Here is a 16,998-nt window from a genome sequence, read left to right on the forward strand (position 1 = left end):
TTTAAGGTAGTCTTAGCACTCACACCTATAGAGTGCTAACAGAGGTGATGATCATGTTAACAGAACGGCAGTTGCTCATTTTAAAAGTAACAGTAGATGATTACATTCAATCAGCTCAGCCGGTCGGATCGAACCAACTCTCTAAAAAATCCGAAATCCCATTTAGTCCGGCAACGATCCGTAATGAGATGGCTGATTTGGAAGGCTTGGGTTTTCTTGAGAAAACCCACACTTCTTCCGGCAGGGTGCCTTCGGAAAAGGGGTATCGCTACTACGTCGACCATATGCTGACGCCGCGTCCGCTGCCTAAAGAAGATATCGTGCAGCTTCGTTCCATTTTTGATGATAAGATTGCAGAAACCGAGGAAGTGATCAAACGGTCTGCCATGATCCTATCGGAATTGACGAATTATACAGCCATTCTGCTTGGGCCGGATATGCGGAAGCATACAGTTAAAAAGCTATCGATTGTCCCTTTGACGATGGATACTGCAGTGGCAATTATCGTAACGGATAACGGCCATGTAGAAAACCGGGTCTTTACAATACCGCAAGGGCTGGATCCTTCGGATATTGAAAAGATGGTCAATATCTTAAACGAACGGCTAGTCGGTGTTTCATTGAACGACTTGCACCGCCGTTTGGAACAGGAAACTTTGACGATCTTCAAACAGCATGTTAACCGCTATGGCGAACTTTTTTCGACCTTCAGAAAAGCGGTTATCCTTCCGCAAGAGGACAATGTCTACTATGGCGGAAAGCTGAACATTTTGAACCAGCCGGATTTCCACGATTTGCATAAAATCAGGAATCTTATGGATGTGATGGAAGAGTCCAAACATATTCCCATGATTCTTCCTGTAGGCAGCCAAGGGCTCCATATACGGATCGGTTCGGAAAATGCGCTTTCAGCAATGGAAGATTGCTCAGTGATCACCGTTTCATACGATATCGGGGAAGAACAGACGGGATCAATTGCTATCGTCGGTCCAAAACGCATGGATTATAAACGCGTTGTCACGTTGCTCGACACACTTAGCGGCGATTTATCGAAAGAACTGACCCGAATGATCAGGGGCAAGTGAACAAAAGGAGGAACAGGATTTGTCTAATGAAAAAGAACCTCAAAAATCGACAGAAGAACTAGATCAGGAAATCCAAACTGAAACAAAAGGGGACGCAGTGGAGCAGCAAGAAGAACTCGTTCTTGATGAAGCTGCTGGACCTGCTGAAGAAACAGCGGAAGCCCCGGAAGTGGATGAAGTTGCTGCCTTGAAAGAGGAATTGGAAGCTGAGCAGAACAAATATCTTCGTTTATTGGCTGATTATGACAATTTCAAGCGCCGCTCCCAAAAAGAACGGCAAGACGCGGAGAAATTCCGCTCGCAGTCATTGCTGGCTGACTTGCTTCCTGTAATGGACAATTTTGATCGGGCTCTATCTGTTGAAACAAAAAGCGAAGAATCTGCGTCTTTATTAAAAGGCGTGGAAATGGTTCAGAAATCTTTGCTTGAAGCGGTTAAACGCGAAGGCTTAGAAGAAATTAAAGCACTTGGTGAGCCATTCGACCCGAATTTCCACCAAGCCGTCATGCAAGAAAAAGACGAAACAGCTGAACCGGGTGTTGTATTAATGGAACTGCAAAAAGGCTATACGTTAAAAGGCAGAGTCTTGCGCCCGGCAATGGTTAAAGTAAACGAATAAATCAGATGATGGAGGAATTTCAATGAGCAAAATTATCGGTATTGACTTAGGAACTACAAACTCAGCAGTCGCGGTATTAGAAGGCGGCGAACCAAGAATCATTCCAAATCCAGAAGGCAACCGCACGACTCCTTCTGTTGTTGCATTTAAAAATGGTGAACGCCAAGTCGGTGAAGTAGCGAAACGCCAATCTATCACAAACCCGAACACGATCCAATCGGTTAAACGTTTGATGGGTACGCAGCAAAAAGTAACGGCTGAAGGCAAAGAATATACACCGCAAGAAGTTTCTGCAATGATTCTTCAATACTTAAAAGGCTATGCAGAAGAATACTTAGGCGAAAAAGTGACAAGAGCTGTCATTACAGTTCCGGCTTACTTTAACGATGCAGAACGCCAAGCAACAAAAGATGCAGGCCGTATTGCAGGCCTTGAAGTGGAACGCATTATCAATGAACCGACTGCAGCAGCGCTTGCCTACGGCCTTGATAAAATGGAAAAAGACGAAACGGTACTTGTCTACGACTTGGGCGGCGGTACGTTTGACGTTTCGATCCTTGAACTGGGCGACGGCGTTTTCGAAGTTAAATCAACAGCCGGCGACAACCGTCTTGGCGGAGATGACTTCGATAAAGTAATCATCGATTATTTGGTGCAGGAATTCAAAAAAGAAAACGGCATTGACTTGTCTCAAGACAAAATGGCGACACAGCGTTTGAAAGATGCTGCAGAAAAAGCGAAAAAAGACCTTTCCGGCGTTTCTTCTACACAAATTTCCTTGCCATTCATCACTGCAGGAGAAGCTGGACCGCTTCACTTGGAAGTGACAATGAGCCGTGCGAAATTTGATGAATTGACTTCTTCATTGGTAGAACGCACAATGGGGCCGACTCGCCAAGCGTTGAAAGATGCAGGCATCTCTGCTTCAGATCTTGACCGCGTCATCCTAGTTGGTGGATCTACACGTATTCCTGCCGTTCAAGAAGCAGTGAAGAAAGAAACAGGAAAAGATCCTCATAAAGGCGTTAACCCGGATGAAGTTGTCGCAATGGGTGCTGCTGTACAAGGCGGCGTATTGACAGGCGACGTGAAAGATGTGGTCTTGCTTGACGTAACTCCGCTATCTTTAGGAATTGAAACAATGGGCGGCGTGTTCACGAAATTGATCGACCGCAACACAACGATCCCAACTTCAAAATCGCAGACATTCTCGACTGCTGCTGACAATCAGCCAGCTGTAGATATCCATGTATTGCAAGGTGAGCGTCCAATGGCCGCTGCCAACAAAACGCTTGGCCGTTTCCAATTAGCGGATATTCCGCCGGCACCACGCGGAATTCCACAAATTGAAGTTACATTTGACATCGATAAAAACGGAATCGTCAGCGTAAAAGCGAAAGACCTTGGAACGCAAAAAGAACAAACGATCACGATCCAGTCAAACACTTCATTAAGTGATGACGAAATCGAACGCATGATCAAAGAAGCGGAAGAAAACGCAGAAGCGGATGCGAAAGTGAAAGAAGAAGTAGAACTTCGCAACGAAGCGGACCAAGCGGTTTTCCAAACGGACAAAACAATCGCTGACCTTGGCGAAGTTGTCACGGAAGAAGAAAAGAAACAAGCGGAAGAAGCGCGTGACGAGTTGAAATCCGCTCTTGAGAGCGACAATATCGACACAATCCGTGAGAAAAAAGATAAATTGAATGAAATCCTTCAAGGTTTGGCTATGAAAGCTTATGAGCAAGCGGCTGCAGCGCAGCAAGCAGCTGGCGGCCAAGAAGGCGCAGCTCCAGGAAACGATGACATCGTGGACGCTGAATACGAAGAAGTCAACGACGACAAAGACAAGTAAGATAAGCGGGGCCTGAAAAAGTCAAAGCAAAGCAACATGCTTTGGCTTTTTCAATGTCTTTGCAACCACAATTTAAACCGTGTACAATTACAGGTGATTGCAATAGGGAGAGTGACATATGAATAAACGAGATTATTATGAGGTGCTCGGCGTTTCAAAAGACGCTTCGAAAGAGGAAATCAAAAAAGCTTACCGGAAATTATCAAAACAATTCCACCCGGATATCAATAAAGATGCGGATGCTTCTGAGAAATTCCAAGAAGTAAAAGAAGCGTACGAAGTTTTAAGCGATGAGCAAAAACGTGCACAATACGATCAATTTGGACACCAGGATCCGAACCAAGGATTTGGCGGATTCGGCGGCGGTGCTGAAGGATTCGGGTTTGACGATATCTTCAGTACGTTCTTCGGCGGCGGTTCAAGACGCCGCGACCCGAATGCGCCGCGCAAAGGCGACGATCTGCAATATTCGATGACGATCGATTTCATGGATGCGGTTTTCGGCAAAGAAGAAGAAATCGAATTGCCGAAAGACGAAACATGTTCTACTTGCCACGGATCTGGCGCGAAGCCTGGAACAAAACCGAAAACTTGCCCTTATTGTGAAGGTTCTGGCCAAGTGAATGTGACACAAGATACGCCGTTTGGCCGTATGGTCAACCGCCGAGCTTGCCAGCATTGCCAAGGCACCGGACAAATCATTCCAGAAAAATGCTCGACTTGCCATGGCGAAGGAAAAGTCCGCAAAGTCAAGAAAATCAAAGTTACCATTCCTGCAGGCGTCGATGATGGCCAGCAATTGCGTGTTACCGGCCAAGGCGGACCTGGCGTGAACGGCGGGCCAACTGGAGACCTTTATGTAGTTTTCCGCGTCAGACCGCATAAATCATTCGAACGTGACGGCGACGATATTTATCTGAATCTGCCTATTTCCATTGCCCAAGCGGCACTCGGCGACGAAATCGAAGTTCCGACGGTTTCGGGCAAAGTGAAATTGAAAATCCCGGCAGGAACCCAAAGCGGAGCGCGTTTCCGCTTGAAAGGCAAAGGCGTGAAGAACGTTCACGGCTACGGCACGGGCGACCAGCACATTATTATCCAAGTGAAGACGCCAACGAAATTAAACGAAAAACAAAAGCAGCTGCTCCGTGAATTTGCAGAAATCAGCGGAGATATTCCTGAAGAACATAGCAGTTCGCTGTTTGATAAAATCAAGCGCACCATCAAAGGTGAGTAAAGGAGCCGGTTTTAGATGAAATGGTCAGAACTGTCGATTCACACAACAAACGAAGCGATTGAAGCTGTTTCGAATATTATGCATGAGGCAGGCGCAAGCGGAGTCGTCATCGAAGACTCCGATGACTTGACGAAAGAAAGAGCCGATGAATTCGGCGAAATCTGGTCATTGGATCCTGTCGATTTCCCGTCAGAAGGCGTTATTTTAAAAGCGTATTTGCCCGTAAATAGCTTTCTCGGTGAAACAGTTGAAGCGATAAAATTGGCAATCAATAATTTAGTGAAGTTCGATATCAATCTTGGCGCCAATGTGGTGACGATCAGCGAAGTGAACGAAGAAGAATGGGCAACGGCGTGGAAAAAATATTATCACCCGGTAAAAATTTCAAAACGTTTTACCATTGTTCCGACTTGGGAAACGTATGAACCCGTTTCAAGCGATGAATTGATTATCGAACTCGATCCCGGAATGGCTTTTGGAACCGGAACGCATCCGACGACAGTCATGAGCCTTCAGGCGCTTGAAAAAACAGTGAAACCTGGAAATCGGGTAATTGACGTAGGGACAGGGTCAGGCGTTTTGGCAATCGGTGCAGCTTTATTGGACGCCAAAGAAGTCCATGCCCTTGATCTAGATGATGTAGCGGTAACAGCAGCCCGGATTAATGTCAAATTGAATAAAGTCCAGAACAAAATCAAGGTCGTCCACGGCAATCTGTTGGATACGATTGATGAGCCGGGCGATGTTGTAGTAGCCAATATCTTAGCGGAAATCATCATGTCATTTACGGATGATGCTTTCCAAGCAGTGAAGCCAGGCGGGATTTATATCACTTCAGGCATCATTTCTGCGAAGAAAAATGATGTAAAAGACGCGCTTGAGGCTTCTGGATTTATCGTGGAAGATGTCATGATGATGGAAGACTGGGTAACGATCATTTCTAAAAAACCGGAATAACGGGGTGTAACGATGCAGAGATATTTTATAGACGGCAAAGTTCCCGACAATCGAAAAGTGGCGATAACAGGCGATGATGCGAAGCACATCGCCAAAGTTATGCGCCAAGGCGCAGGGGACGAAGTCATCGTTGTAATGGAAGGGAAATCTTTTTTAGCTACGATAGAAAGCGTCGATTTCGATATCGAGCTGCAGCTAACAGAGGAGCGGCAGGCGGATGTGGAACTTCCGAAAAATGTAGCGATTGCCTGCGGTTTGCCTAAAGGCGATAAACTGGAACTCGTTGTCCAAAAAGCTACGGAGCTCGGCATGCATGCCCTGATTCCATTCGAAGCTGAACGGTCGATTGTGAAATGGGATGCTGGAAAAGGCGAAAAGAAACGGATCCGCCTTCAAAAGATTGCTAAAGAAGCAGCCGAACAATCCCATCGGGTGAAAATACCTGAAATACATAAAATCCATACGTTCAAGCAATTGCTTGAAACGGCAAAATCGTTTGATGCCATTATCGTCGCTTACGAAGAAGAAGCCCGGGCGGAAGGCGGTAAGCGGTTTGCCGAAATTTTAAAATCAATGTATGATAAAGATTCAATGATCCTTATTTTCGGTCCGGAAGGCGGAATTTCAGTTTCTGAAGTTGAGCAGCTGAAGGAAGCCGGTGCGTTGTTCACGGCTTTAGGCCCTCGTATTTTACGGACGGAAACAGCTCCGCTTTATGCCTTATCTGCAATGTCTTATGAATTCGAATGAGAGAGGTGGATACTGATGCCAACGGTTGCATTTCATACCTTAGGTTGTAAAGTGAATCATTATGAAACCGAAGCGATTTGGCAATTGTTTAAAGAACAAAGCTACAGCCGCGTGGAGTTCGAACATCATTCCGATGTCTATGTCATTAATACATGCACTGTTACGAATACAGGAGATAAAAAGAGCCGCCAAGTGATACGCAAAGCCGTGCGCAAAAATCCGGATGCTGTCATTTGTGTAACCGGGTGCTACGCGCAGACTTCTCCAGCCGAAATTATGGCGATTCCCGGCGTTGATATTGTGGTCGGCACGCAAGACCGCACAAAATTGCTCGGCTATATTGACCAGTACCGACAAGAGCGAAAGCCGATCAACGCAGTTGGGAACATCATGAAAAACCGTATATACGAAGAGTTGGACGTTCCGGCTTTCACTGACCGGACACGTGCTTCATTGAAGATTCAAGAAGGCTGCAATAACTTCTGTACTTTCTGCATCATTCCATGGGCCCGTGGGTTGATGCGTTCAAGAGACCCGCAAGAAGTCGTTAGGCAGGCGCAGCAATTGGTAAATGCGGGATATCAGGAAATCGTCTTGACCGGAATCCATACCGGCGGCTACGGGGAAGACTTGAAAAATTACAATTTAGCCCAGCTTTTGCGTGATTTGGAACAGCAAGTCGTTGGTTTGAAACGGCTGCGGATTTCTTCCATCGAAGCAAGCCAGTTGACGGATGAAGTTATCGACGTGCTCCAAAATTCGAATATTGTGGTGCGCCATCTTCATATTCCGATTCAATCGGGATCGGATACGGTATTGAAACGCATGCGCCGAAAGTACACAATGGAATTTTTTGCAGACCGGCTTGTGCAGCTGCGCAAAGCTTTGCCGGACCTTGCGATTACTTCAGATGTCATTGTCGGATTCCCTGGAGAAACCGAAGAGGAATTCATGGAAACGTACAGGTTCATCCATGAGCACCAGTTTTCTGAACTCCACGTTTTCCCATACTCGCAGCGCACCGGTACACCAGCTGCCCGTATGGATGGCCAGATTGATGAAGAAATTAAAAACGAACGGGTTCACCGCCTGATTGCGTTAAATGATCAATTGGCTAAAGAATACGCTTCGAAATTCGAAGGGGAATTGTTGGAAATCATTCCTGAAGAACGCTTCAAGCAAAACGAGGAAACCGGATTGCTTGAAGGATACACGGACAATTACTTGAAAGTGGTCATCCCTGGCGATGATTCGCTGATTGGAAAGATTGTCAAAGTGAAAATCGTGAAAGCCGGCTATCCATATAATGAAGGGCAGTTTGTCCGAGTGATGGAAGAGCAGCTGGTTTAACGTAAAACCGAATTTAAAAAGAGAATGGAGTAATTTTAACATGACAAACATCGCTTCTTATATCGACCATACTTTATTAAAACCTGATGCTACTCAAGAACAAATCGTCCAACTTTGCAAAGAGGCTGCAGAATACCAATTTGCTTCTGTTTGCGTGAACCCTGCTTGGGTAGCGACTGCAGCAAAAGAACTAGCTGACAGCACGGCGAAAGTCTGCACCGTGATCGGGTTTCCATTAGGCGCATCAACTTCTGAAACAAAAGCTTTTGAAACGGCAGATGCCATTTCAAAAGGCGCTCACGAAATCGATATGGTCATCAATATCGGCGCTTTGAAAAGCGGCGATCTTGAACTTGTGAAAAATGATATTGCGGCAGTAGTAGAAGCTGCCAAAGGCAAAGCTATCGTTAAAGTCATTATCGAAACTTGCTTATTGTCAGATGAAGAAAAAGCAGTTGCATCACGCCTTTCAAAAGAAGCGGGTGCAGATTTCGTTAAAACTTCAACTGGCTTCTCAACAGGTGGAGCGACTGTGGCGGATGTGAAAATCATGCGCGAAACAGTAGGTCCGGACCTTGGCGTCAAAGCTTCAGGCGGCGTTAGAAGCTTAGAAGATCTAAACGCAATGGTAGAAGCGGGAGCAACTCGCATCGGCGCAAGTTCAGGCGTCCAAATCATGCAGGGATTAATTTCAAATTCCGATTATTAAGTATTGACCTAGGTCGATATATACGTTATAATTTTTGATATATAACACGTATTGTTATATGCTTCAACGTGTGTTCGGAGGGAGGGAAAAAGAGATGTCAAAAACTGTAGTTCGTAAAAACGAATCGATTGAAGATGCTCTTCGCCGCTTCAAACGCACTGTTTCTAAATCCGGAACAATGCAAGAGGTAAGAAAGCGCGAGTATTATGATAAGCCAAGTGTTAAACGTAAATTGAAATCAGAAGCTGCGCGTAAACGTAAATTTTAATTGACCTTACTCCATAAAAGACATTAAAAAATATGAACGATCAGCCATGGCCGGGTACACGTATCATCGTGTACCCGGTTTTTCTATGCCTTCTTCTGGAAGCGGTCGTCCCAATACGTTTGACTAGATGGCTGCCTCCGCTTTCAAATTCTGTAAGCGCATTCCTTCGTGTTTCAAAACTGTTCCTTTATAATGAAATTAGCTACAAAAAATGAAACCTTTTCCCTTTTGGTCCGTATTAAAGGTAGCAGTAAAACGAAAGGAGAGATTCGTTTGCATCCGTTTAGGATTTTCTCTGCATTCATGGCGCTAAGTGCGTTGTCGGTATTCTTCATGCCTGGTGCATTGGCAGCAGAGTCTGCTGAAGCGGGCAGCACGTTCGGCAGCCAATTGGTTGAATTTATCACTCATCCGGTTGTTGTGCCGGTTCTGCTGTCGATTGCAGCCCTAGGCATTCTTCTGGAAATGTTTACACCGGGCATGGGCGTGCCTGGGTTGATTGGGTTTACCGCTTTAGCTATTTATTTTTATGGCCATTGGGCAGCTGGGTTAGCGGGATGGAGCACGTTGTTCCTGTTAATTCTTGGCGTCACTCTCCTTTTAGTTGAACTGATTATTCCAATCGGGCTTATTGGATTTCTCGGGTTGTTAGCTATTCTTGGCAGCGTGTTATTGGCAGGCGGAGATCTTAAAACCACTGCCATCGCCATTTTGATCGCATTAATTGTAGCAACTGCAGGGATGGTGATTATTGTGAAATTTTTTGGCAAGAGGCTTCATCTATTCAAACGGGTGGTCTTGACAGATTCGACCAATACGGAGAGCGGATATGTATCGAATGTAAACCGCTATGAATTGGTTGGGCAATTTGCCAAGACCGCCACAGCACTTCGCCCTTCCGGTACGATTAAATTGATGGATGAACGGATTGACGCCGTTTCTGACGGACGGTTTATCGATGCTGGAAAAGAAGTGAAAATCATCAAAGTCGAAGGTTCACGGATCGTAGTTCGAGAAGTGGAAAAAGAAGAGGAGGAATAGAAGCATGGAATTAGGTCTTATAGGTTTAGCCGCAGCAATAATCGGCGTCATCATTGTTCTGGCAATATTCTTCACGTTTGTACCGATTACCTTATGGATCTCTGCTTTAGCGGCAGGGGTTAAAATCAGCATCTTTACGTTAATCGGAATGAGATTGCGCCGCGTTATTCCGTCGCGCATCGTAAATCCGTTGATCAAAGCTTCAAAAGCTGGATTGACGGTATCGATCAACCAACTGGAAAGCCATTACTTAGCAGGCGGTAACGTTGACCGCGTTGTCAACGCATTGATTGCGGCACACCGTGCCAACATCGAGCTGCCGTTCGAACGTGCGGCTGCCATTGATTTGGCAGGCCGCGACGTATTAGAAGCGGTGCAAATGTCTGTTAACCCGAAAGTTATCGAAACACCATTTATTGCGGGTGTGGCGATGGACGGGATCGAAGTTAAAGCAAAAGCGCGTATCACGGTTCGTGCGAATATTGACCGCTTAGTCGGTGGTGCCGGTGAAGAAACGATCGTTGCCCGTGTCGGCGAAGGGATTGTCTCTACACTTGGTTCCAGCACAAACCATAAAAAAGTGCTTGAAAATCCGGATTTGATTTCCCAGACGGTTTTGGCAAAAGGCCTGGATTCAGGTACAGCGTTTGAAATCTTATCCATTGATATCGCAGACGTTGATATCGGCAAGAACATTGGTGCTGAACTTCAAACCGAACAAGCGGAAGCGGATAAGAAAATTGCACAGGCAAAAGCGGAAGAACGCCGCGCAATGGCTGTTGCAAGCGAGCAGGAAATGAAAGCGAAAGTTGTCGAAATGAGATCGAAAGTTGTTGAAGCTGAGGCGGAAGTGCCGCTCGCAATGTCAGAAGCGCTTCGTTCTGGCAATATCGGTGTTATGGATTACGTAAATTACAAGAACGTCCAAGCGGATACTGGCATGCGTGATTCAATTGCCAAGACCGGCACAGAAAAATCCGACGATAAACAATAACCGTCGACAGCAAGGGAGGTTATTGAATGGAAGGTTTTATCTTCGCACTTATTGTGATGGCGCTCGGAGCGATATTCGGCAATAAAAAAGGCGGCGAAGACAAGGATCCGGCAAGCAAACCGGTTCCAAAAAGCCCCCAGACCCGCCAAAGCCGGCAAGCACAAGCCCGTGAAGCCGGACAAAAAACTTTTAAACGAGTGGAAGACTACGCCAAAGAAATCTACGGCGATTTGCAGACTCAAATGAAAGAACAGCCCGAAAAAACGAAACAGGTGCAGCAGAGAGTGGAAAAAGCAATAGACCGGACGCCGCTTCGCGAAACTCGCCAGGAAATACAGCGTGAGATTCAGGAGCGGCAGCCGTCGGGCAGGCTATCAGCACACCAAAATGCCCGTTCAGCTGCTCCTGCAAAACCAAAGCAGGAAGAGGATATCTTCCCGCTGGAAGCCAACGATATCCGAAAAGGCATCATTTTAGCAGAAGTATTGATGCCGCCAAAATCGAAAAGGTAATGTGTAAACCGATCAGTTCATGCTGATCGGTTTTATTTTTCTAAATAATAATGTTATGTAAACAAAATGATTAAAATGTTTTACAATTCCAAATTAATAGTGATACAGTGAAATTGTACTAAATATTCGATTCCAAGGAGCGTCTACATGACAGAAAACCAACTATTAGAACTGCATGTGAAAGATCCAAATGAAGCGGTGCAGCTGCTCGGGATTTCTGATAGTCACATGACTTTAATCGAAGAAGCATTTCAAATTCAAATCATCACGCGTGGAGACGTTATTAAATTATCTGGCTCTGAAGAAGGCAAACATATTGGGAAATTACTGATTGAACAATTATTGAAAGTAATCCGCAAAAACATCAATATTGACCAGCGCGATATCGTCTCAGCGATTGAGATGGCCCGTGCCGGCACCATTGAATATTTTGCAGAACTATATGATGAAGAAGTTGCCAGAAATGCAGGCGGCAAAGCAATACGTGCAAAAACCATCGGCCAGCGGCATTATATTCACGCTGTGCGCAGCAATGATCTCGTCTTCGGCATCGGCCCTGCCGGAACAGGCAAAACATATTTGGCAGTGGTGATGGCGGTGCAGGCATTAAAGAATGGCCATGTCAAAAAAATCATTCTTACCCGGCCGGCGGTTGAAGCAGGCGAAAGCCTCGGTTTTTTGCCCGGCGATTTAAAGGAAAAAGTGGATCCTTATCTGCGGCCTTTATATGACGCACTTCATGATGTGCTCGGCCTGGAACAGACAAACCGGTTTATCGAACGGGGCACTATAGAAATTGCGCCTCTTGCTTATATGAGAGGGCGGACGCTGGATGAAGCATTCGTTATCCTTGATGAAGCGCAGAACACGACGAAAGCGCAAATGAAGATGTTCTTGACCCGCCTTGGATTTGGTTCGAAAATGATCATTACTGGCGACAAGACCCAGATCGACTTGCCGAGAGGCGCAGAATCCGGTTTGATAGCGGCAGAAACGACACTAGCCAAAGTACGTGGAATCCACTTCCAGTATTTAGAACGAGGAGACGTGGTACGCCACCCGCTAGTTGCGAGAATCATCGCAGCTTACGAAGACCAGCCTTCGTAAATTTAAAAAGCTATCATTTATAGCCGGCAAGGGAAAGAACGACTTTTCCTTGCCGGTTTTTTGCAGTTTTATCAATCCATACAAAATCCATCGATTGATGAAAAAAATGAAAGTAATATTACATAGCGAATTTCAAAAAATTACAAATAGACAATGAAATACTTTCTTTAAATTGATATGATGAAAGTACAAGAAGAGAGGTGTTTCAATGCGCAATTGGGCGAAACAAGTCTACGATAAGATGGGTTACCGGGTAATTGCAGCGGCGCTGATTTTTCTGATCGGCGCGATTATTTATGGGTTCCTTTTTGCCTCGGTGAACGGCGATACATATAAGGTTGAACTTTTCCAGCTTTCTGAAGAAACCATCCGGTCCGCTAAAACGGTGGAAGATCCGGTGAAAACGGAATTAGAACGCCAACGGGCTGCGGCTGAGCTGGGGCCGAGCTATCAATTTTCAGCAGAAAATGCGGACAACCAGGCAGCTTTGATCAAGTCGATTTTCGGGTATATATCGGATGTAAAGGAAATTCCTGAAAATGAAGAGACGCTGAAGCCGCAAGCCATCAATAAAATGATTGAAGATGTGAGAAAAAATCTCCAGTTGTTGGATACAAACGAAACGAATCTCCGCTTAACGGATGAAATGCTCCGAGCGTTGCTTCTGGTGCCGGATGAAAATCTAACGAAAATGGAGCAGGAATTGACGGAACTGGTCAAATCCAGATTAAGCGAACCCCTAAGGGAAGAAGACGTCGCAGATGTTCAAAATGAAGTAGAGCAGGAGCTCCGGAAAAGTACGAGAATTCCTGCTTCCGCTTTGCAGGCAGCTGTTGTCATCGGACGTTTTGCCATTGTGCCGAATGAAGTCATCGACGAAGAATTAACGGAAGCGCAGGCAGAGTCCGCACGGGCAAGTGTCGAACCGACCCGCATTTTGCAAGGCCAGGTATTGGTCCAGGAAGGGCAAATGATTGACCGTGAAGTTTACCGTCAATTGGAATTAGCAGGCATGACGCAAGAAAAGGAAGATTTTAAGCCGCTGGCAGGCTTATTGCTGTTCGTTGTGATCACGATGGGAATTCTTGTCATCTTAACGATTCGTTCGAAATCTTCGAATCAGCAGAAGCTGATTAAGTTCTCGGTTATTCTTGCGGTTGTTCTGATTTCATTGACGCTGATGCAGCTTTTAAGTTTAGTCAGCGATAATTTTGACGTGACCATCGCCTTTCTTTTTCCGACAGCGTTGGCTGGAATGCTGGTGCGCATGCTGTTAAATGAACGGATCGCTGTTTATGTGACATTACTGATCGGGGCAGTGGGCGGAATGATGCTGCAAGGGGAAAACACTTCGACATTGCAGATGGACATTGCGCTGTACATCATTTTCGGAGGGCTTGCCGGCGTTTATTTGATTGCGCAGCAAGACCGCCGCTCTCATTTGCTGCAGACAAGTTTAGCTGTAGCCGTAGGAAATGCCCTTTTTATCGGTTTCTATCTATTGGTGGGCCAAAGCCAGTACGACTGGACAGAAATCGGCTTCTATTTTGCAGCTGCTGTCATTTCCGGGTTATTTTCCGGGGCTTTGACGATCGGTTTGCTGCCGTTTTTTGAGTCGGTTTTCGGCTTATTGTCAACCATGCGCCTCATTGAACTATCGAACCCGAATCATCCATTATTAAAGAAAATTTTAACCGAAACACCAGGAACCTATCACCATAGCGTCATGGTGGCGAACCTTGCAGATGCGTCCTGCGAAGCGGTCGGTGCAAACGGCCTTTTGGCGAGAGTGGGCTGCTACTACCATGATATCGGCAAAACCAACCGTCCGCAGTACTTTATCGAAAACCAAGTCAGCATCAAAAACCCGCATGATTCCTTGCCACCTGAAAAGAGCCGGGACATCATTTTGGCGCATGGTTCTGAAGGTGCGGAATTGTTGAGAAAGCATAAAATGCCGAAAGAAATCATCGATGTGGCAGAACAGCATCACGGCACCAGTTTACTGAAATTTTTCTATTATAAAGCGAAAGAAGAAAATCCGGAGGTCTGTGAAAAGGACTACCGGTATGCCGGACCGAAACCGCAGACAAAAGAAATTGCCATCATCAGTGTGGCAGACAGCATCGAAGCGGCCGTCCGTTCGATGAAAGAGCCGACATCAGAAAAAATAAAAAAATTGGTTGATGCCATAGTTGAGGATAAACTAAAGGATGGGCAATTTGATGAATGTGACTTGACGATGAAAGAGTTGAAGAAAGTCAAACATGTGATGTGCGAAACGCTGAATGGCATCTTCCATTCACGGATCGAATATCCGCAGGAGCCAAAATGACAGGAGGAAAAAAACATGTTAGCCATCGATTTTATTGATGAAACAGCGACGTTAGAAGAAAGCGAGCTGCAATTTGTTGAGAAAATTTTGAAGCATGCAGCAGAAGAGGAACGAGTGGGAGATTCGGAAGTATCGGTAACGTTTGTGACAAACGATATGATCCAAGCGATCAATAAAGAATACCGCGGCAAGGATGCGCCGACAGATGTCATCTCTTTTGCGATGGAAGAATTGGGCGAAGGGGAAATGGAAATCGTCGGTTCTCCTGAAGCGAGAGTTCTGGGAGATATCATCATCTCCTTGGACCGGACAAAAGAACAGGCTGCCGACTACGGGCATTCCTTCGAACGCGAACTGGGCTTTCTTGCTGTCCACGGATTTTTGCACCTGTTAGGTTATGACCATATGAATGAAACGGATGAAAAGGAAATGTTCGGAAAACAGGAGGCGATTTTGACATCGCTAGGCATCACCCGTGACGCACATGAAACTGAGTAGATTTTTCCGGTCTTTTCAATATGCAGCACAAGGGATCTATGCGGCAATCCAGAAAGAACAGAACATCCGATTTCATTTATTGGCGGCAGTTGTTGTAGTCCTTTCCGGGTGGCTGACCGGCCTTTCCAAAACAGAATGGCTCATCGTCATTTTGCTGATCGGCGGCATGCTCGCGTTCGAACTTGTCAATACAGCGATGGAGCGCGTCGTGGACCTCGCTTCGCCTGAGCTCCATCCGCTTGCAAAACAGGCAAAAGACATGGCAGCAGGTGCGGTTTTGGTATTTGCAGTGGCAAGTGCTATAATTGGTTTACTGATATTCATACCAAAATGGTTTTAACTTACAGAGGTGAAGCGCAATGGAAAAAGAACAATTGATGACAGAATCAAAAACGGCGCGGGAACGGGCTTATGTACCATATTCAAAGTTCAAGGTCGGGGCAGCGCTTCTGACGGCTGACGGCAAGGTCTACCACGGCTGCAATATTGAAAATGCCGGTTATTCCATGACAAACTGTGCAGAGCGCACAGCGATGTTCAAAGCTGTTTCAGAGGGCGAACGAAACTTTGCAGCATTGGCCGTTGTAGCCGATACGAAAGGACCGGTATCGCCATGCGGTGCATGCCGGCAAGTAATCGCCGAATTCTGTTCGCCGAATATGCCGGTTTATTTAACAAATTTAAATGGAGACGTCCAGGAAACAACAGTCAGCGAATTGTTGCCGGGAGCGTTTTCAACGGAGGATTTAGAGTATGCAGCAGGGAAATAACGGATTTAAATCAGGCTTTATCTCAATTATTGGACGTCCGAACGTCGGAAAATCGACATTTTTAAACCGGGTAATCGGCCAGAAAATTGCCATCATGAGCGACAAGCCCCAAACGACGCGCAATAAAGTGCAAGGCGTTGTGACAAATACAGACAGCCAAATGATTTTCATCGATACGCCGGGGATTAACGAACCGCGCCATAAATTGGGCGATTTCATGCTGAAAGTGGCGAAAAACACGTTCCGTGAAGTGGATGTGCTGTTATTTGTAGCCAGTGCAGATGACCGCATCGGCAAGCAGGACCGCTTCGTCCTTGAAATGATCAAAGGCTTGGACGTGCCGGTCTTTTTAGTATTGAACAAAATCGATCAAGTACACCCCGATGAACTGCCAAAATTGATCGAGTCTTACCGAAACGAATACGATTTTACAGAAGCGATTCCAATCTCGGCATTGCAGGGCAATAACGTGGAGAATCTACTCGCAAAAATTACGGAATATCTGCCTGAAGGGCCGCAATATTACCCGGCGGACCAAGTGACAGACCATCCGGAGCGCTTCATCATTTCGGAACTGATCCGGGAAAAGGCTTTGCATTTGACGCGCGAAGAAATCCCGCATTCGATTGCAGTGGTCATCGAGAAAATTGCACCGGACAGCGACAATGAAAACATGATTCGCGTCCAGGCAACAATCATGGTTGAGCGGGATTCCCAAAAAGGAATTGTTATCGGCAAAAAAGGTGCCCTCTTAAAAGAAATCGGTTCACGCGCACGCAAGGACATTGAAAACCTCCTTGGCTCAAAAGTCTATTTGGAACTTTGGGTAAAAGTGCAAAAAGATTGGCGCAATAAAGCAGTGCATTTACGCGACTTCGGTTTTAGAGACGACGAATATTAAGGAGTCGGTT

18 protein-coding genes are annotated in these 16,998 nt (G+C 45.9%); all 18 read left to right on the forward strand.

Going from position 1 to position 16,998, the window contains the following annotated elements; all coding sequences use genetic code 11:
* Positions 1 to 53 precede the first annotated feature (53 nt).
* The 18 genes from hrcA (at position 54) to era (ending at position 16,988) form a co-directional block, all read left to right on the forward strand.
* Positions 54 to 1,085 carry a heat-inducible transcriptional repressor HrcA gene (gene hrcA / locus MTR82_RS09285; RefSeq protein WP_246808805.1) on the forward strand — a complete coding sequence of 344 codons (1,032 nt, stop codon included), beginning with the start codon at positions 54 to 56 and terminating at the stop codon, positions 1,083 to 1,085.
* Positions 1,086 to 1,104: 19 nt separating this feature from the next.
* A complete protein-coding gene (gene grpE / locus MTR82_RS09290) occupies positions 1,105 to 1,704 on the forward strand; it encodes a nucleotide exchange factor GrpE (RefSeq protein ID WP_279577041.1) in 600 nt (199 codons plus the stop codon).
* A gap of 22 nt (positions 1,705 to 1,726) precedes the next feature.
* The gene (gene dnaK / locus MTR82_RS09295; RefSeq protein WP_246808806.1) at positions 1,727 to 3,559 is read left to right on the forward strand and encodes a molecular chaperone DnaK; all 1,833 of its coding nucleotides are present in this window, start codon (positions 1,727 to 1,729) and stop codon (positions 3,557 to 3,559) included.
* Between the two features lie 118 nt (positions 3,560 to 3,677).
* Positions 3,678 to 4,796 carry a molecular chaperone DnaJ gene (gene dnaJ, locus MTR82_RS09300; protein WP_052651804.1) on the forward strand — a complete coding sequence of 373 codons (1,119 nt, stop codon included), beginning with the start codon at positions 3,678 to 3,680 and terminating at the stop codon, positions 4,794 to 4,796.
* Positions 4,797 to 4,811: 15 nt separating this feature from the next.
* Entirely contained in the window at positions 4,812 to 5,753 is a 942-nt protein-coding gene (prmA, locus tag MTR82_RS09305) for a 50S ribosomal protein L11 methyltransferase (RefSeq protein WP_052651803.1), read from the forward strand.
* Between the two features lie 12 nt (positions 5,754 to 5,765).
* Positions 5,766 to 6,503, forward strand: a complete 738-nt coding sequence (locus MTR82_RS09310; protein WP_246808807.1) for a 16S rRNA (uracil(1498)-N(3))-methyltransferase — start codon at positions 5,766 to 5,768, stop codon at positions 6,501 to 6,503.
* A gap of 15 nt (positions 6,504 to 6,518) precedes the next feature.
* Positions 6,519 to 7,853, forward strand: a complete 1,335-nt coding sequence (gene mtaB, locus MTR82_RS09315) for a tRNA (N(6)-L-threonylcarbamoyladenosine(37)-C(2))-methylthiotransferase MtaB (protein WP_246808808.1) — start codon at positions 6,519 to 6,521, stop codon at positions 7,851 to 7,853.
* Positions 7,854 to 7,893: 40 nt separating this feature from the next.
* Positions 7,894 to 8,562, forward strand: coding sequence for a deoxyribose-phosphate aldolase (gene deoC / locus MTR82_RS09320; RefSeq protein WP_246808809.1), 669 nt, complete (start codon positions 7,894 to 7,896; stop codon positions 8,560 to 8,562).
* A 94-nt stretch (positions 8,563 to 8,656) separates the two neighbouring features.
* Positions 8,657 to 8,830: a 30S ribosomal protein S21 gene (rpsU, locus tag MTR82_RS09325; protein WP_052651799.1), complete on the forward strand. Its 174-nt coding sequence runs from the start codon at positions 8,657 to 8,659 to the stop codon at positions 8,828 to 8,830.
* A 273-nt stretch (positions 8,831 to 9,103) separates the two neighbouring features.
* Positions 9,104 to 9,871, forward strand: a complete 768-nt coding sequence (locus tag MTR82_RS09330) for an NfeD family protein (protein ID WP_234398954.1) — start codon at positions 9,104 to 9,106, stop codon at positions 9,869 to 9,871.
* Between the two features lie 4 nt (positions 9,872 to 9,875).
* The gene (floA, locus tag MTR82_RS09335) at positions 9,876 to 10,865 is read left to right on the forward strand and encodes a flotillin-like protein FloA (RefSeq protein ID WP_052651798.1); all 990 of its coding nucleotides are present in this window, start codon (positions 9,876 to 9,878) and stop codon (positions 10,863 to 10,865) included.
* A 26-nt stretch (positions 10,866 to 10,891) separates the two neighbouring features.
* The gene (locus MTR82_RS09340; RefSeq protein ID WP_246808810.1) at positions 10,892 to 11,377 is read left to right on the forward strand and encodes a hypothetical protein; all 486 of its coding nucleotides are present in this window, start codon (positions 10,892 to 10,894) and stop codon (positions 11,375 to 11,377) included.
* Between the two features lie 147 nt (positions 11,378 to 11,524).
* Positions 11,525 to 12,484, forward strand: a complete 960-nt coding sequence (locus MTR82_RS09345; protein ID WP_052651796.1) for a PhoH family protein — start codon at positions 11,525 to 11,527, stop codon at positions 12,482 to 12,484.
* A gap of 208 nt (positions 12,485 to 12,692) precedes the next feature.
* Positions 12,693 to 14,819 (forward strand): HD family phosphohydrolase, encoded by a 2,127-nt coding sequence (locus tag MTR82_RS09350; RefSeq protein WP_246808811.1) that lies wholly within the window; start codon positions 12,693 to 12,695, stop codon positions 14,817 to 14,819.
* Positions 14,820 to 14,834: 15 nt separating this feature from the next.
* Entirely contained in the window at positions 14,835 to 15,317 is a 483-nt protein-coding gene (gene ybeY / locus MTR82_RS09355) for an rRNA maturation RNase YbeY (RefSeq protein WP_246808812.1), read from the forward strand.
* Positions 15,304 to 15,657 carry a diacylglycerol kinase family protein gene (locus MTR82_RS09360; RefSeq protein ID WP_052654528.1) on the forward strand — a complete coding sequence of 118 codons (354 nt, stop codon included), beginning with the start codon at positions 15,304 to 15,306 and terminating at the stop codon, positions 15,655 to 15,657. Before ybeY ends, MTR82_RS09360 begins: the two co-directional genes overlap by 14 nt.
* Before the next feature lie 19 nt (positions 15,658 to 15,676).
* On the forward strand, positions 15,677 to 16,087 hold the full coding sequence (locus MTR82_RS09365; RefSeq protein WP_246808813.1) for a cytidine deaminase: 411 nt from the start codon (positions 15,677 to 15,679) through the stop codon (positions 16,085 to 16,087).
* The gene (gene era / locus MTR82_RS09370; protein ID WP_246808814.1) at positions 16,071 to 16,988 is read left to right on the forward strand and encodes a GTPase Era; all 918 of its coding nucleotides are present in this window, start codon (positions 16,071 to 16,073) and stop codon (positions 16,986 to 16,988) included. The genes MTR82_RS09365 and era overlap by 17 nt, the downstream gene beginning before the upstream one ends.
* Positions 16,989 to 16,998 lie beyond the last annotated feature (10 nt).

The organism is Planococcus ruber (genome assembly GCF_022819085.1).
GTDB classification, from domain to species: Bacteria; Bacillota; Bacilli; order Bacillales_A; family Planococcaceae; genus Planococcus; species Planococcus ruber.

Bases quoted from the DNA above. Each gene is read 5' to 3' on its own strand.
- ybeY (WP_246808812.1), top strand. From the start codon at position 14,835: ATGTTAGCCATCGATTTTATTGATGAAACAGCGACGTTAGAAGAAAGC.
- MTR82_RS09365 (WP_246808813.1), top strand. From the start codon at position 15,677: ATGGAAAAAGAACAATTGATGACAGAATCAAAAACGGCGCGGGAACGG.
- era (WP_246808814.1), top strand. From the start codon at position 16,071: ATGCAGCAGGGAAATAACGGATTTAAATCAGGCTTTATCTCAATTATT.
- prmA (WP_052651803.1), top strand. From the start codon at position 4,812: ATGAAATGGTCAGAACTGTCGATTCACACAACAAACGAAGCGATTGAA.
- MTR82_RS09310 (WP_246808807.1), top strand. From the start codon at position 5,766: ATGCAGAGATATTTTATAGACGGCAAAGTTCCCGACAATCGAAAAGTG.
- dnaK (WP_246808806.1), top strand. From the start codon at position 1,727: ATGAGCAAAATTATCGGTATTGACTTAGGAACTACAAACTCAGCAGTC.
- MTR82_RS09360 (WP_052654528.1), top strand. From the start codon at position 15,304: ATGAAACTGAGTAGATTTTTCCGGTCTTTTCAATATGCAGCACAAGGG.
- MTR82_RS09350 (WP_246808811.1), top strand. From the start codon at position 12,693: ATGCGCAATTGGGCGAAACAAGTCTACGATAAGATGGGTTACCGGGTA.
- rpsU (WP_052651799.1), top strand. From the start codon at position 8,657: ATGTCAAAAACTGTAGTTCGTAAAAACGAATCGATTGAAGATGCTCTT.
- deoC (WP_246808809.1), top strand. From the start codon at position 7,894: ATGACAAACATCGCTTCTTATATCGACCATACTTTATTAAAACCTGAT.
- MTR82_RS09340 (WP_246808810.1), top strand. From the start codon at position 10,892: ATGGAAGGTTTTATCTTCGCACTTATTGTGATGGCGCTCGGAGCGATA.
- floA (WP_052651798.1), top strand. From the start codon at position 9,876: ATGGAATTAGGTCTTATAGGTTTAGCCGCAGCAATAATCGGCGTCATC.
- dnaJ (WP_052651804.1), top strand. From the start codon at position 3,678: ATGAATAAACGAGATTATTATGAGGTGCTCGGCGTTTCAAAAGACGCT.
- hrcA (WP_246808805.1), top strand. From the start codon at position 54: ATGTTAACAGAACGGCAGTTGCTCATTTTAAAAGTAACAGTAGATGAT.
- mtaB (WP_246808808.1), top strand. From the start codon at position 6,519: ATGCCAACGGTTGCATTTCATACCTTAGGTTGTAAAGTGAATCATTAT.
- MTR82_RS09345 (WP_052651796.1), top strand. From the start codon at position 11,525: ATGACAGAAAACCAACTATTAGAACTGCATGTGAAAGATCCAAATGAA.